General features: G+C 71.4%; 9 protein-coding genes. 6 read left to right on the forward strand and 3 right to left on the reverse strand.

All coding sequences use genetic code 11. The annotated features are described in order from the left end of the window. The first annotated feature begins 5 nt into the window (after window positions 1-5). Genes AC5P1B_RS02310 through AC5P1B_RS02325 form a run of 4 tightly spaced genes read left to right on the forward strand, consistent with a single transcriptional unit; the run spans window position 6 to window position 9,420 of the window. On the forward strand, window positions 6-6,353 hold the full coding sequence (locus AC5P1B_RS02310) for an SDR family NAD(P)-dependent oxidoreductase (RefSeq protein ID WP_493884429.1): 6,348 nt from the start codon (window positions 6-8) through the stop codon (window positions 6,351-6,353). Next, window positions 6,353-7,918: a long-chain-fatty-acid--CoA ligase gene (locus AC5P1B_RS02315; RefSeq protein WP_493884430.1), complete on the forward strand. Its 1,566-nt coding sequence runs from the start codon at window positions 6,353-6,355 to the stop codon at window positions 7,916-7,918. The genes AC5P1B_RS02310 and AC5P1B_RS02315 overlap by 1 nt, the downstream gene beginning before the upstream one ends. 9 nt (window positions 7,919-7,927) lie before the next feature. Further along, window positions 7,928-9,208 (forward strand): cytochrome P450, encoded by a 1,281-nt coding sequence (locus AC5P1B_RS02320; protein ID WP_493884431.1) that lies wholly within the window; start codon window positions 7,928-7,930, stop codon window positions 9,206-9,208. Then, window positions 9,208-9,420, forward strand: coding sequence for a ferredoxin (locus AC5P1B_RS02325; RefSeq protein ID WP_493884432.1), 213 nt, complete (start codon window positions 9,208-9,210; stop codon window positions 9,418-9,420). Before AC5P1B_RS02320 ends, AC5P1B_RS02325 begins: the two co-directional genes overlap by 1 nt. A gap of 85 nt (window positions 9,421-9,505) precedes the next feature. Here AC5P1B_RS02325 and AC5P1B_RS02330 read toward each other — a convergent pair whose 3' ends face one another. Next, window positions 9,506-10,273 carry an AfsR/SARP family transcriptional regulator gene (locus tag AC5P1B_RS02330; RefSeq protein WP_493884433.1) on the reverse strand — a complete coding sequence of 256 codons (768 nt, stop codon included), beginning with the start codon at window positions 10,271-10,273 and terminating at the stop codon, window positions 9,506-9,508. 236 nt (window positions 10,274-10,509) lie between these two features. Beyond that, window positions 10,510-10,938, reverse strand: a complete 429-nt coding sequence (locus AC5P1B_RS02335) for an Lrp/AsnC family transcriptional regulator (RefSeq protein WP_493884434.1) — start codon at window positions 10,936-10,938, stop codon at window positions 10,510-10,512. Window positions 10,939-11,007: 69 nt separating this feature from the next. Here AC5P1B_RS02335 and AC5P1B_RS02340 point away from each other — a divergent pair, with 69 nt between their 5' ends. Next, on the forward strand, window positions 11,008-11,652 hold the full coding sequence (locus AC5P1B_RS02340) for a LysE family transporter (protein ID WP_493884435.1): 645 nt from the start codon (window positions 11,008-11,010) through the stop codon (window positions 11,650-11,652). A gap of 78 nt (window positions 11,653-11,730) precedes the next feature. Here the strand turns inward: AC5P1B_RS02340 and AC5P1B_RS02345 are convergent, their stop codons facing one another. Further along, window positions 11,731-13,107 carry a GH1 family beta-glucosidase gene (locus AC5P1B_RS02345; RefSeq protein WP_493884436.1) on the reverse strand — a complete coding sequence of 459 codons (1,377 nt, stop codon included), beginning with the start codon at window positions 13,105-13,107 and terminating at the stop codon, window positions 11,731-11,733. A 452-nt stretch (window positions 13,108-13,559) separates the two neighbouring features. On the opposite strand from AC5P1B_RS02345, the gene AC5P1B_RS02350 reads away from it, so the two are divergent. Next, a complete protein-coding gene (locus AC5P1B_RS02350) occupies window positions 13,560-14,552 on the forward strand; it encodes a TauD/TfdA family dioxygenase (RefSeq protein ID WP_493884437.1) in 993 nt (330 codons plus the stop codon). Window positions 14,553-14,586: the final 34 nt, after the last annotated feature.

Below are 14,586 nucleotides of genomic sequence, written 5' to 3' on the forward strand. Positions count from 1 at the left end.
GAGCCATGTCAGGAATCGCCGCTTCTTCGCAGGAGCAGGACCGCGCCGGCCGACCGGAGCGGGACACCACCGGCGAACTCATCGCCATCGTCGGGATCGGCCTGCGGGTCCCCGGCGGCAACAACGCGCCGGACGGATTCGCCGAATTCCTGCGCACCGGGCAGTCCGGTGTACGGGAGCTCCCCACGGACCGCTGGGACCCCGAGGGACTCACCTCGGAGGACCCCGAAGCCAAGGGCGTCATCCGCTGCGAACGCGGAGGCTTCCTGGACCGCATCGACCAGTTCGACGCCAAGTTCTACAACATCTCACCGAAGGAAGCCGACTACGTCGACCCCCAGCAGCGGCTGGCCCTCGAAGTCTCCTGGGAAGCGCTGGAGGACGCCGGAATCGACCCCGGCACCCTGCGGCACGGCAGGGGCGGCGTCTACGTGGCCGTGAGCAACACGGACTACGCGGGCGAGATGGGCGCGTACTCCAACGAGGAACTCAACAGCTACATGCCCACCGGAGCGGCGCTCAGCGCGGTGTCCGGCAGGCTCTCGTACTTCCTCGGCTGGCGCGGGCCGTGCATGACCGTGGACACCGCCTGCTCCGCGTCCCTGGTCGCCGTGCACCTCGCCGCCCAGGCGCTGCGCGAGCGCGAAACCGACGTCGCGCTGTGCTGCGGCGTCAACGCCATCGTCAGCCCACGCCCGTACATCCTCGCTAGCCAGTCGAACATGCTCGCCCCCGACGGCCGCTGCAAGACCTTCGACGACGACGCCAACGGATACTGCCGCAGCGAGGGCGGCGGGGCGCTGCTCCTCAAGCGGCTGGCCGACGCCCAGCGCGACGGCGACCAGATCTACGCCGTCGTACGCGGCTCAGCCGTCGGCTCGGACGGGGAGAGCAGTTCCCTGATGGTGCCGAACGGGACCGCGCAGGAGGGGCTGATGCGCGCCGCGCTGGCCGCCGCCGACCTGCGGCCGCACGACATCTCGTACATCGAGGCGCACGGCACCGGCACCCCGCTCGGCGACCCGATCGAGATCAGTGCGATCACCTCCGTCTTCAGCGAGTCGCACACCCCGCAGAACCCGGTCACCATCGGTTCGCTGAAGACCAACGTCGGGCACATGGAGTCCGCCGCGGGCATCGGCGGCGTCATCAAGACCGCGCTGCAACTGCGCGAGAAGACCATCTTCCCGCACCTGAACTTCCACACGCCCTCCCGCCGCATCCCCTGGGATACCGCCCCGGTCACCGTCGCCACCGACGCCCGCCCCTGGTCGGCCACGACCCGGCGGGCCCTGGTCAACTCCTTCGGCCTGACCGGCACCATCGCCTCCGTCGTCCTCGAAGAGGCACCCGAACGCGCGGAGGACACCCCCGCCCCGGCCGACGGCGACGGCCACCTCCTCACGCTGTCGGCCAGGAGCGCCCCCGCGCTGCACGGGCAGATCCAGCGCTACCAGCGGATGCTGCGGGACGCGCCCGACACCGACATCGGCGACCTCTGCTACACCTCCAATGCCGGTCGCGCGCACTTCGGGCTGCGCCTGGCCGGAGTCGTCCGCGACCACGACGATGTCGCCAGGCTCCTCGAACGCGGCCTGACCAAGACCGCGCAGTCAGGCACCGGCGGCACCACGGCCCAGGTGGCGTTCCTCTTCTCCGGAGGCGGCACCCAGTACGTCGGCATGGGCAAACCGCTGTACGAGCGGTTCGAGGTGTTCCGGGAACACCTCGACGCCTGCGACCGGCTGTTCACCCCGCACCTGGGCCGGTCCATCCGGGACATGCTGCTCGGTGACACCGACGACGCCGAGCTGATCCACCAGATCAGCTACATGCAACCCGCGCTGTTCGCCCTGGAGTACGCGGTGGCGAAGCTGTGGCTGTCGTGGGGCGTCGAGCCCTCCGTGCTCGCCGGGCACAGCATCGGCGAGATCGTCGCCGCCACCGTCGCCGGTCTGTTCTCCCTCGACGACGCGGTCACCCTGATGGCCGCGCGCGCCCGGCTGATGGACGCCTCACCACCCGGCGCGATGGCCGCCGTGGAGGCGTCGGTCGCCGAGGTCGCCCCGCTGCTCGCCGACCACGACGACCTGTCGGTGGCCGCGGTGAACGGCACGAGGCAGCTGGTCCTGTCCGGTGGCAAGGACTCCCTCACCAGCGTGGAACAAGCCCTCACCGAGCGGGAGATCAAGAACCGGCGGCTCGCCGTGTCCTGCGCCTCGCACTCCCCGCTGATGGCCGAGGCGGCCGACGAACTGCGCGAGGTCGTCGCCGGGCTCACCTTCCACGAGCCCGAGTACACCCTCATCTCCAACCTCAGTGGCACGGTGGCCGACCCCGCGGAGCTGTCCACCCCCGACTACTGGGCGCGTCACCTGCGGGAAGGCGTGAAGTTCGCGGACGGCATGCGGGCCATCGCCGAACGCGGCCGCCACGCGTTCCTCGAATGCGGACCCGCCACCGAACTCATCGGCATGGGCAAGCAGTGCCTCGACGCCGCGACCGACCATCTGTGGCTGAACAGCCTCCACCCCGAGGACACCGACGCCACCATCGCCCGGCAGGCACTCGCCCAGCTCTACGTCGCGGGCGCGCCCGTCTCCTGGGCCGACCACCACCGGGGGCGCGAACGCCGCAGGATCACCCTGCCCACGTACGCCTTCGACCGGCGGCGGCACTGGCTCCCCGCGCCCGCGGCGCTGCCCGCCGCCCGAGGCCCGCTCGACGCGCACCCGCTGCTCGGCAAGGAGATCTCCACTGACGAACAGCGCGCCACCGGCGCACGCGAGTTCTCCTCCCGCGTCAGCGCCGACCGGCCCGGCTACCTCGCCGACCACAAGGTGGCGGGGAAGGTCGTCTTCCCCGGCGCCGGATACGTGGAGATGTTCTTCGCCGTCCAGGACGCGGTACACGGCGAGACCGGCCTGCCCGTCACCGGGGTCCAGATCCACGAGGCGCTGTTCCTCACCGAGGAGAGCACCACCGAACTGCGCACCCGGGTGTGCGCGCTCGCCGACGGTGGCCTCCACGTGGAGATCGTCAGCCTCGTGGAGAGCGAGGACGAAGGCGGCCGGAGCATCGAGCGCAAGCACGCCACAGCGACCATCGCGCCAGGGCCCGCCCCCGAGCTGGACGAGACGGAACGGTCTCTGCGGGCCCTCGCCGAGCAGCCGGGCGAGCCCACCGTCAAGCGCTCGGCCGACGATATCTACGCCGACTTCGGCGAGCTGGGCGTGGAGTACGGCCCGCAGTTCCAGGGGCTGAGCCAGGCCGACGGATACAGGGCCGGGCTCGCCATCGGTGACGTGCGCGGACAGCAGGGCGTCAGCGCCGAGCACCTGCCGCCCGCCATCCTCGACTGCGCCTTCCAGACGCTCACCGCCCTCGCGGGCGACAGCGACGTCATGGCCATGCCCGTCGGTCTCGGCCGCTGCCGCCTGCTGAAGAAACCGCGCGGCCAGAAGCTGCGCAGCGTGGTGCGCATGGTCCCACCCGCGGCCGACCCGGCGACCGGGGAGACCGGTGCGGACGAACCAGCGGCGCCCACCTTGGACCTGCTCGTGCTCGACGGCGACCGCACCGTCTGCGTACTGGAGAAGCTGACCCTGCGCCAAGTGGCGAACGCCGCCCCCGACCGCGACCGGATGTACTCCGAAGTGCGCTGGATCAAACGGTCGCTGCGCGCCGGTGACCCGGAGCCGCGCCACGCGGTCCTTATCGGCGCGGGCGCCGCCGGCCTCGCGGAACTGGCCGAGCCGGCCGTGGCGCGCGGTGTGACCCTCTCGGCGGCCGCGACCACGAGCGAGGCCGTTGAGCTGCTACGGGAACGGCCCACGGACGTGTGCTGGTTCTGGCAGCCGCGGCGGGACACCGCGGAGTCGCTACGGGACGAGTGCGAGCGCAACTACCGCAGTCTGCTCGCGCTCAGGGACGGCCTGGAAGAGGTCGGCTTCGGGCGCGACCAGCGGCTGTGGCTGATCACCGAGGGCGGCCAGTGGGTCCCCGGTGACGCCCCGGGCGCCGACGACGAGGCCACCCTGGCGGCGGCCACCCTCTGGGGCTTCGGCCACGTGATGTGGACCGAGTACCCCGCGCAGCGGGTCACCCTGCTGGACCTGCCCGCCCTTGGCACCGCCGGCGCGTACCCCGCGCTCCTCGACGAGTGGGCGGCCAAGGACTCCACCGAATACCAGGTGGCCTACCGCTCCGGACTGCGGCACGTGCGACGGGTGTACGCGGGCACGGGCGGGCCGCCCTCCGACATCGAACTGGTCGTCAAGGAATACGGGCAGTTCAGCGGCGTCACCGCGGTACCGCTCCAAGAGGACCCGGAGCCGGAGGGAAGCCACGTCCAGGTGCGCGTGCGCGCGGCGGGGCTCACCATGAAGGACGTGTTCAACGTCCTCGGCCTGCACCGGCAGTTCACCGAGGAGGCCGGGACGGGGCCGATGGAACTCCCGCTCGGCCAGGAGTGCGCGGGCGAGGTGATCGCGGCGGGCCCCGACGCCTCCTTCCAGGTGGGTGACGAGGTCATCGTGGCCCACCTCGGCTGTCTGCGGCAGCGGGTGACCGTCGATTCGGCGCAGGTCGCCCGCAAGCCGGGCGGTCTCTCCTTCGCCGAGGCCGCGGCGCTGCCCGCCGCCTTCCTCGTCGCCCACCACGCCCTCCACCAGCTCGCCGGGGTCAAGAAGGGCGACCGGGTCCTCATCCATGCCGCGGCCGGTGGCGTCGGGCAGGCCGCGGTGCAGCTGGCGAAGCTGGCCGGGGCCGAGGTCTACGCGACCGCCAGCGCGCACAAGTGGCCGCTGCTACGCGACCAGGGCGTGCGCCATCTGATGAACTCGCGCACCCTCGACTTCGCCGACGAGGTCCTCGAAGCCACGGACGGCAAGGGTGTGGACATCGTCCTCAGCAGCCTCGACAAGGACTTCGCCACGGCTGGTCTGCGCGCGGTGGCGCGCGGCGGTCACTTCGTCGAACTGGGCAAGGTCGGGGTCCTGGCGACGCAGGAGGTGACGAAGGCCCGGCCCGACATCACGTACACCGACTTCAGCGACATCTCCCAGGAACGCGTCAGGGAACTGGCCGAGGACGCGCTGAGCACCGTGGCGGAACAGCTGGCCTCCGGGCAGCTCACCCCCCTGCCGACCACGACGTACAGCCTTGACGAGGTCGAGGAGGCGTTCGGGGCGCTCAGCCGGGGCGCCAACACGGGCAAGGTCGTGATCGCCTTCCACGACGAGCATCTGCCCGAGCCGCCACCGGCCGAGGTCAGCCCCGACCGGACCTACCTCATCACCGGCGGGCTCGGCTCCCTCGGCCGACTCGCCGCCGAGCGGCTCGTCGGCCTGGGGGCCCGCCACATCGCCCTGATGGGCAGGCGCGTGCCCGCGGCCGAAGAGCTCGAAGCGCTCCAGGCCCGGCTCGGCCAGGACACCGAAGTGATCACTTACGCCGCTGACGTCGGCGACGCCGATGACGTCCGGGGTGTCAGCGAGGCCCTGCTGGCGCGGAGCCAGCCGCTCGGCGGCATCGTCCACGCGGCGGGTGTGCTGGCCGACGCCCCGGTGGCGGCGCAGACCTGGGAGAGCCTGGACACCGTCTTCGGCGCCAAGGTCTACGGCAGCCACCTGCTGCACCAGGCCGCCCAGGACCACCCGGAGCTGCGGTTCTTCATCGGCTACTCGTCCCTGACCTCGGTCCTCGGGTCGCGCGGGCAGGCCAACTACGCGGCGGGCAACGCGTTCCTGGACACGCTGATGTGGCGGCGCCGCGCAGCGGGGCTGCCCGGCATGAGCGTCAACTGGGGCGCGTGGGGCGAGATCGGCCTCGCGGCCGGCATGAGCGAGCAGAACATCGCCAACGTCGAACACCAGGGGTTCGGCTTCTTCAAGCCCACCTCGGGCATGCGCGCACTGATCAGGCTGCTGGAGCGGCCACCGGCCCAGGTCACCATCGCCGAGGTCGACTGGGACCAGTGTGTGGCGACCCGGCCGCTGCCCAACGCGCTCTACCAGCAGGTAGGCCGGTCCTCGCAGCGTACGGCCGTCAGCGTGGACCTCGAAGCGCTGCTCCAGCTGCCCAAGTCGGAACGGCGGCAGGGCGTGTCCCTCGTGGTCCGAGGCGTCATCGCCGACCTGCTGCACTTCGACGGAGCCGACGACGTGCCACCGGACGCCCGCTTCTTCGAGGTCGGTCTTGACTCGCTGGCCGCTGTGGAGCTGAAGAACGCCCTGGAGGTGTGCTTCCGGCTGCCGCTGTCGGCCTCCAGCGTCTTCGACCACCCCTCGGTCGCGCTGCTCGGTGAGTTCATCGACGGCCGGCTGACCACAACAGCGGAAGGACAACAGTGATGAGCGCTCCCGCCCAGGCGGCCACTCGGGCGCGCACGGTCGCCGCCGCGTCCGCCCAGCACGCCGACATCAGGCCCGACCGTGTCGCCATCGCCTGCGAGGGCCGTACGGTCACCTTCCGGGAACTGCACCAGCGCAGCAACCGCACCGCCCACGCCCTGCTGGGGGCGGGGGTGGGCTCCGGGACCCGGGTCGGCTACCTCGGCCACGACAGCGAGCACCTGTACGACCTGCTCCTGGCCTGCGCCAAGACCGGTGCCGTCCTCGTCCCTGCCGATCCCCGGCTGACGCCCAGCGAGATCGAGCACGTGCTGCGCGACTCCGGCAGCACCCTCCTCTTCGCCCAGGGGACCTGCCTCCCCGCGGTGACGGAGGTCAGGTCCGCCCTTCCGGAGCTGCGCGGCGTCATCCCGCTGGAGGAGGAGACCGGTCACGGGGCCGGTTTCCTCTCCTGGTCGGCGGACCAGCCCGGCACCGACCTGGACCCTGGGCCGCCCGGTGGCGCGGCACGGCCCCTCGCGCAGATGTACACCAGCGGCACCACGGGCGTGCCCAAGGGCGTCGTGCTCAGCCAGCGCAGCTTCTGGGCGGTCAACGACCTGCTCGCCCGGCACGAACTGGACTGGCTCGACTGGCGGGAGGAGGACCACAGCCTCAGCCTGCTGCCCGGCCACCACATCGGCGGCCCCTGGTGGTTTCTCCAGGGCTTCCGGGCCGGGGCGACCAACGTGCTCGTGCCCGGGTTCGACGCCAAGCGGACCATGGAGCTGATCAGGACCGGTGGCCTCACCACCGCCCTCATGGTCCCCTCCATGCTGCAGATCCTGCTCGCCGAACCCGGCGTGGGACCGGCCGACTTCGCGGGGCTGCGCAAGGTCGTCTATGGCGGCTCGCCCATCCCCGAGCCCGTTCTGCAACGCTGCATCGAGGTGATGGGCTGCGAGTTCGCCCAGATCTACGGGCTCACGGAGACCTGCGCCTCCGCCGTCTGCCTCCCGCCCGGCGACCACTACCCCGGCAGCCACCGGCTGAAGGCCGCGGGCCGCCCGTACCCGGGGGTGGCCGTGCAGGCGGTGGACGAGAGCGGCACCGCGCTGCCCAGCGGCCAGATCGGCGAGATCCGCATCGACACCCCGGCCCTTATGGACGGCTACTGGCAGCGGCCCCGTGACACCCAACGCGCCATCGTCGACGGCTGGCTCTACACCGGCGACGCGGGCTACATCGATGACGACGGCTACGTCTACATCTGCGACCGCATCAAGGACGTCATCCTCGTCGCCGGGGAGAACGTCTATCCGGCCGAGGTGGAGAACGCCCTGAGCAAGCACCCGGCGGTGGCCGAGGCCGCCGTGACGGGCGTGCCGCACCAGGTGCGGGGCGAGGCGGTGCACGCCTGCATCGTGGCCCGGCCCGGCGAGCGGCCGACGCCGCGCGAGCTGCTGCTGTTCCTCAAGGACCGGCTCGCCGACTACAAGCTGCCCACCAGCTACGAGTTCGTGGAAGAACTACCCCGCAACGCGAGCGGCAAGATCCTGCGCCGCGCGCTGCGCGGCCGCGCCTAGGGAGACCCGATGGACCAACGTACAGAGCCACCCGTTACCCGCGAGCTGATGGACATGCCCCTGCCGCGGCCCCGCGAGTGCCCCTTCGGGCCGTCCCCCGAGTTCACCCGGCTGCGGATCGAGGCACCGGTGGTCGAGGTCAGGTGCCCGACCGGGATGCGGGCCTGGCTGGTCAGCCGGTACGCCGATGTGCGCGAGGTGCTGGGCGACTCGGACCGCTTCAGCAGCCGCACCGGCCAGGTGCCCCACATGATGGGGCACGCCAGCCCCGACCGGCCGGTGGCGCCAGGTGAGTTCACCCGCATGGACGGAGCCGAGTACCAGCGGTTCCGCCGCCAGATCGCCCCCGAGGTCGGCACGCCCAAGCGGCTGGCCGAACTGCGCCCCAGAGTGCAGGCCATCGTGGACGAGCGGATCGACGCCCTGGCGAAGGCGGGCTCGCCCGCCGACTTCTACGGCGACTTCACCGTGCCCGTCACCACCGCCGCCATCAGCGGGGTCGTCGGCGTCCCGTACGCCGACCGGCACTTCTTCCACGAGGCGGCGTCGGCGGTCTTCAGCGCGGTCACCTCCGAGGAGGAGATGATCGCGGCGATGAAGCCGCTGCACGCGTATCTGTACCAGCTGGTGCGCGCGCGGCGGGAGAACCCGCAGGACGACGGCGTCAGCCGCATGATCGCCCGCAGCGAGAGCAGCGATCGCCCCTTCTCCGAGATGGAGTTGGTGTCGATGTGCGCGGTGATGCTGGTGGCGGGCTTCGACACCACGGCCACCGCGCTGGCACACGGCGTCTTCGCCCTGCTCGCCCACCCCGAGGAGTTCGCGCGGCTGCGGAGAGATCCGTCGCTGGTCCCCGGCGCCGTGGAGGAGATCGTCCGCTGCTTCGGGGGCGCCGCCGGAATCGCCCGGCAGGTGACGCGGGACACCGAGATCGGCGGACAGCCCGTCGCCAAGGGGGACTACGTCGTCGTCGCGATCCAGGCCGCCGACCGGGACCCCGAGGAGTTCGACGAACCCGACCGGATCGACGTGGGCCGTCGGATGGAGGGCCATCTCGGCTTCGGCTACGGAACCCACCAGTGCTTCGGTCAGCAGACCGCGCGGCTGGAGCTGGCCGTGGTGCTGGAGACGATCGCGCGGCGCATTCCGTCGCTGCGCCTCGCGGGCCGCGTGGAGGACGTGCCGTTCAAGACGGGAACTCCCGTGATCGGCCCGGCGACCGTGCCGGTGGCGTGGGACGCCATCGAGCCCGCCGGGGCCACCGAACCCATCGAGGAAGGACAGCGGTAATGAAGGTGCGGGTCGATGAGGACGCCTGCGTGGGCTCGGGCATGTGCGCCTACCTCGCGCCCGCCGTCTTCGACCAGCGTGACACCGACGGCGTGGTCACCGTGCTCCAGGACACACCGGCCGAAGGTCAGCACGAGGCGGTATGGGACGCGGTACGCAACTGCCCGGCTCAGGTGATCTCGCTGGAGGAGACGGACGACGAGGGGCGTTGAGTCGCGGGGGTGAGTCCCTGACTGGTCCGCGCCTGGCGCGCGGGCCGGCCAGGCCCGCCCGGCGCACCAGACCAGCCGGTGCCGGTCAGGTCGGTCTTCCGGTGAGCTGGTCGTCACCGGCGAGAATGGCCTGGTGGAGATCCCGCAGCGGGCGGCACGGTTCCAGGCCGAGCTCATCGTTGAGCCGGCCACGGGCCACCCGGTAGATCATCAGGGCTTCCGCCTGCCGTTCCGACCGGTACAGCGCGAGCATCAGATGGCGGTAGAACGTCTCCCGCAGCGGGTGCTCGTTGGTCATCGCGTACAGCTGTCCGACGATCTCCCGGTGCCGTCCCAGCGCCAGGTACTCCTCCGCGAGCCGTTCGACGCACTGCAACCGGGTCTCCTCCAGCCAGCTCGCGCAGGCGGTGACGATCGGCCCGTCCCGCGCGCCGTCGAACGCGGGACCACGCCAGAGCGCGAGCGCGTCCTCGTAACACCGCAGCGCCTCCTCGTGGCGTCCCAGTCTCGTCCGCTCCCTGCCGTCGTCCATGAGCCGCTGGAAGTCCTGGATGTCGAGGTCGTCGGAGCCGACGCGCAGCAGGTAGCCCAGGGGCCGGGTGACGATGGGGTCTTCCGCGAACCCGGCGTCGCGGAGGAACTTGCGGAGCTGGGAGACGTACACGTAGAGCGCGGCCTGCGCCCGTCGTGGCGCCCGGTCCCCCCAGATCTCATTGATCAACTGGCTGGCGGTGACGACTCGCCCCGGCCGCGCCAGCAGCGCGGCGAGCAGTGCCTCTGCCTTGTGCGCGCTGATATACGACGTCTCCTCCACGCCGACGACACGGACCATGCCCAGTAACTCGTACCTCATCCGACCCCCGCGTCCATCCTTTGGCCCATCCCTACTAACTGATGAGTCGGCAACATGTCCCAGTGGCATAACCGCCTATCGGATGTCGGGTGGCGACCTCTGAAGACGCCGTGACCATATCGATATCCCGCTTATCGGCGAGCCGCACGCGGGCGTGTCCGCCAATGGGCGCGCGAGCCGGAGAAGTTGGTGTGCGAAGCGGCTCGTCGGCTCCGGCGCGCGCTCTTGGAACGGGTTCAGCCGAACGCGGAGCGCAGGGCGAGCCGGGTGTTCGACTGGGCGACGCCCGCCTCCTGCTTCAGGCGGCGCAACAGGTTGTCCAGGGCCGTGGCGTCGGCGGCGTGGGCACGCAGCAGGTAGTCGTGTTCGCCGGTGACGTGCACGACCTCGGTGATGCCGGGCAGCCGGGCGACGGCCGCCTCGAACGCGTCGCCGGTGGTGTCGAGCCGCAGCGTCACGTCGATGAAGACGACCAGCCCGCGGCGGTCACCCGCCGCCGGGTCGACGAGGGTGGTGAACCCGCGGATGACGCCCGTACGGCGCAGCTTGCGCATCCGGTCGGCGGCGGCGTTCGCACTCAGGCCCACGCGCGCGCCGAGGTCGCGGTAGGAGATCCGCGCATCCCGTTGCAGGGCACTGAGGATTTCCCGGTCCAGCTCGTCCATGCCGCGATTATCGCAGCGCGCGCCGTAATACGGCAGTGATAGCCCGGCGGACCGCACAACGGTGGCGGCATGACGGATTACGGGTCTTCTTCCTGGACGACGGCCGCCGTGGCGGGAGCCGCCGCGGGCCTCGGGGTGGCGATGCCGCTGGGCGCCATGGGCGTGCTGCTGCTGCGCGAGGGGCTGCGAGGCTGGCGGGGAGCGGCCGTCGCGGCGACGGCGGTGGCCGTGGCGGACATGGTGTACGCGGCGCTGGCGACGGTGGCGGGCCCGATTGTCGCGCGGACCCTGTCGGGTGTGGAGGCGTGGGCGCGGCTGGGGGCGGCCGCGGTTCTTCTGGCGATCGCCGCGCACGGCATGCTCTCCCTGCGCCGGGCCGCGCCCCCGGCGCGTACCGCCGCGGCGGCGCCCGGCGACGGCACGGCCCGGCGGACGTTCCTGCGCTTCGCCGCGCTCACACTGGTCAACCCCACGACGGCGCTGTACTTCACGGCCCTGACCACGGCGCGCGGCGGAGAGCTCGGCAGCGGCGCGACGGGCGTCGTCTTCGTCGCAGCGGTCTTCGTCGCCTCCCTGCTGTGGCAGCAACTCCTCGCCGCGGGTGGCGCGTTCGCAGGCGTACGGATGTCGGAGCGCGCTCGCCTGGTGACGTACGCCCTGGGGTATGGCCTGGTGACGGTCTACGCGGCGGTGCTGGCCTGGCCGCTGCCATAGGGCGCGGCGTACGCGGGGGAGCGGTGAGCGGTGGCCCGCCAGCGGAGCGGTTCGCCAGGCGGGCGTGGCGTACGGCACTCACGCCCGCTGCCGGGCGATCAGGTCGCGGTACCAGCGGAAGGAGTCCTTGGGCGTGCGCCGCTGGGTCTCGAAGTCCACGTGCACCAGCCCGAACCGCTGCGTATAGCCCGCCGCCCACTCGAAGTTGTCGAGAAGGGACCACTGGAAGTAGCCCCGTACATCCACTCCGCTGTCCATGGCCTCACGCAGGGCGCGCAGGTGCCCGTCGAGATAGCCGATCCGCCGGGTGTCGCCGATGTGTCCGCGCGCGTCGGGCCCGTCGCTCACGGCGCAGCCGTTCTCCGTGATGTAGAGGGGTGGCAGGCCGGACCCGTAGCGGTCGCGGAACGACGTCAGCAGTGCGCTGAACGCCGACGGGACGATGGGCCAGTCGAAGTCGGTCAGCGGGTAGCCCTCGATGGCGCGCGTCTCGAAGGGGAGCGTGCCGGGCAGAGCGAAGCCGTCCGTCGCGCTCGCGCTGGCCTTTCCGCCCGGTGCGCCGATCCGCTGGGGCGCGTAGTAGTTGACGCCGTACCAGTCCACCGACCGGCCGATGACCTTCAGGTCGTCGGCTACCGGCCCGGGCATGGCCTCCGCCCATCCGTCGGGATAGCTGCCGATCAGGATGGGATCGGCGAAGAGCCGGTTGGTCAGGGTGTCGTAGAGCCGCGCGGCTTCCCTGTCGGCGGCGCTCTCGCTGGCGGGCCACGTCGGCGCGTGGTGGCTGGCGATGCCGATCTCTCGTGCCCCGGCGGCGCGCAGCGCCTGCGCGGCACGGCCGTGGGCCAGCAGCTGGTGGTGGGCGACGGGCAGCGCGTCGAAGGACAGCCGCCGCCCGGGGGCGTGCGCGCCGACGGCGTACCCGAACATGGTGAGCACCATGGGTTCGTTGACGGTGATCCACCGGGGGACGCGGTCGGCGAACCGCGCGCCGAGCAGGGCGGCGTAGTCGGCGAACCGGTCGGTGATCTCCCGCTGGGTCCAGCCGCCCGCCTCCTCCAGCGGCAGCGGAGTGTCCCAGTGGTAGAGCGTGGGGACCGGCTGGATGCCGTGGGTGAGCAGTTCGTCGATCAGCCGGTCGTAGAAGTCGAGCCCGGCCGGGTTGGCGGGGCCGCTGCCGCCGGGCTGGACGCGTGGCCAGGCGATCGAGAACCGGTAGGCGTGCACCCCGAGGTCCTTCATCAGGGCGACGTCCTCGCGGTACCGGTGGTAGTGGTCGCAGGCGGTCTCCCCGGTGTCACCGCCCCGCGTCGCTCCCGGCCGCGCGCTGAAGACGTCCCAGGTCGACGCGGACCGGCCGTCCGCATGGACCGCGCCCTCGATCTGGTACGCGGAGGTCGCGACACCCCACAGGAAGTCCGGCCCGAAGCGGCTCAGTTCATCGGCTGGCATCATCCGGCTCCTTGTCCGCGGTGCTGCCGCGCGGGGCGCGGGGGAGTGGCTGCGGGGGCGGTCACCGCGGCGTGGCCGCCACCTCGCGGCCGTGCCCGGCGCCGTCAGGGGCACCTCTCACCGGTCGCCTCACCGGCCTGACTGTTCCGGTCTCGACGTGGGCGCGTGGAAGAGAGCGTAGCCACGCGCTGACAGACATGAAGGCAAGACCCCTCATTTCCCATTGATTTGCTGCTCTAGGCGGCCAGAAAGGGCCAGAAGGGGGCGTACAGGTTAGGTTTGCCTTACCTAAGTTGGATGATAAGTTCTTGACGTCCGGTGACGCCGGAAAGACGGGCCGGGGGTGGCTTCCCCTCGCGTCTGTCCTGAGTCGCTCCTCCCCGAATCACCACGAGCGACACCGTCATGCCCGGACCCGATTCCCATCCCCTCAATCGGAACGGACATTTGTGCCCATGAACGCGGGAACCGCCCCCGTCCGACAGCTCGATCCCGTCTCGGCCGCCGAGCTGACGCACGCCGCGCAGAAGATCCTCGCTGAGTTCGGCAGTTCCGCGACCTCCGGCGAGTTGCTGCGGCAGGTCGCGGAATCGGCCGCAGGACTGAGCGAGCCGACCCGTGCGCGGCTGCGACCCGTCGACAGCGACGACGGTCTGTTCATTCTGCGTGGCCTTGGCCTCGACGACGCCGACATCGGCGACACGCCGGGCAACTGGGCCAGCGCCTACGACTCGGCTGCCGAGTGGGACATCGTCTTGCTCCTGCTCGCCACCGTGATGGGCGACCCGATCGCGTGGGAAGGCCAGCAGGACGGCCGCTTCGTGCACAACATCGTGCCCGCACCCGGCCATGAGCAGGAGCAGACGGGCGCGAGCAGCGCCGTGCTCCTCAGCCCCCACACCGAGGACGCCTTCCACCCGGGCCGGGCCCATCTGCTGATGCTGGGCTGCATGCGCAACCACGACAACATCGCCACCACGGCGGCGAGCATCCGCAACACCCGGCTGTCCGACGCGGACATCGAGATCCTGTCGCGGCCGGAGCTGCCGATCCTTCCCGACGACGCGTACACCGAGGCGCGCGGATTCACGGGCAGCCCGCCCGCCGTGCCCACGCTGTACCAGAGCGAACAGGGCCTGACCCTGCGCTTCGACCCGGCCTACACGCCGCTGGACGACGCCTCCGCCGAATACCGGGCCGCCTACCAGCGCCTTGAGGCCGAACTGGCCAGGGTTTCCACGGCTGTCAGCCTCATCCCCGGAGAGGTGCTCGTCGTGGACAACGACCTGGTCGTGCACGGCCGGGTCCCGTTCCAAGCCCGCTACGACGGCACCGACCGCTGGCTCAAGCGCGCCTCGGTCCGGGTGGCCGGGCGGAGCACGCGCCCGGCAGCCGAGACGGACGAACACGGCTACGGCCAGGCCGCCATCGAGGCGTACGCCGCGTAGGCGAAGGCGTCGTAGAGCTGCTGAAACGTTTCGT

The sequence above is a fragment of the Streptomyces sp. A01 genome (genome assembly GCF_059026195.1).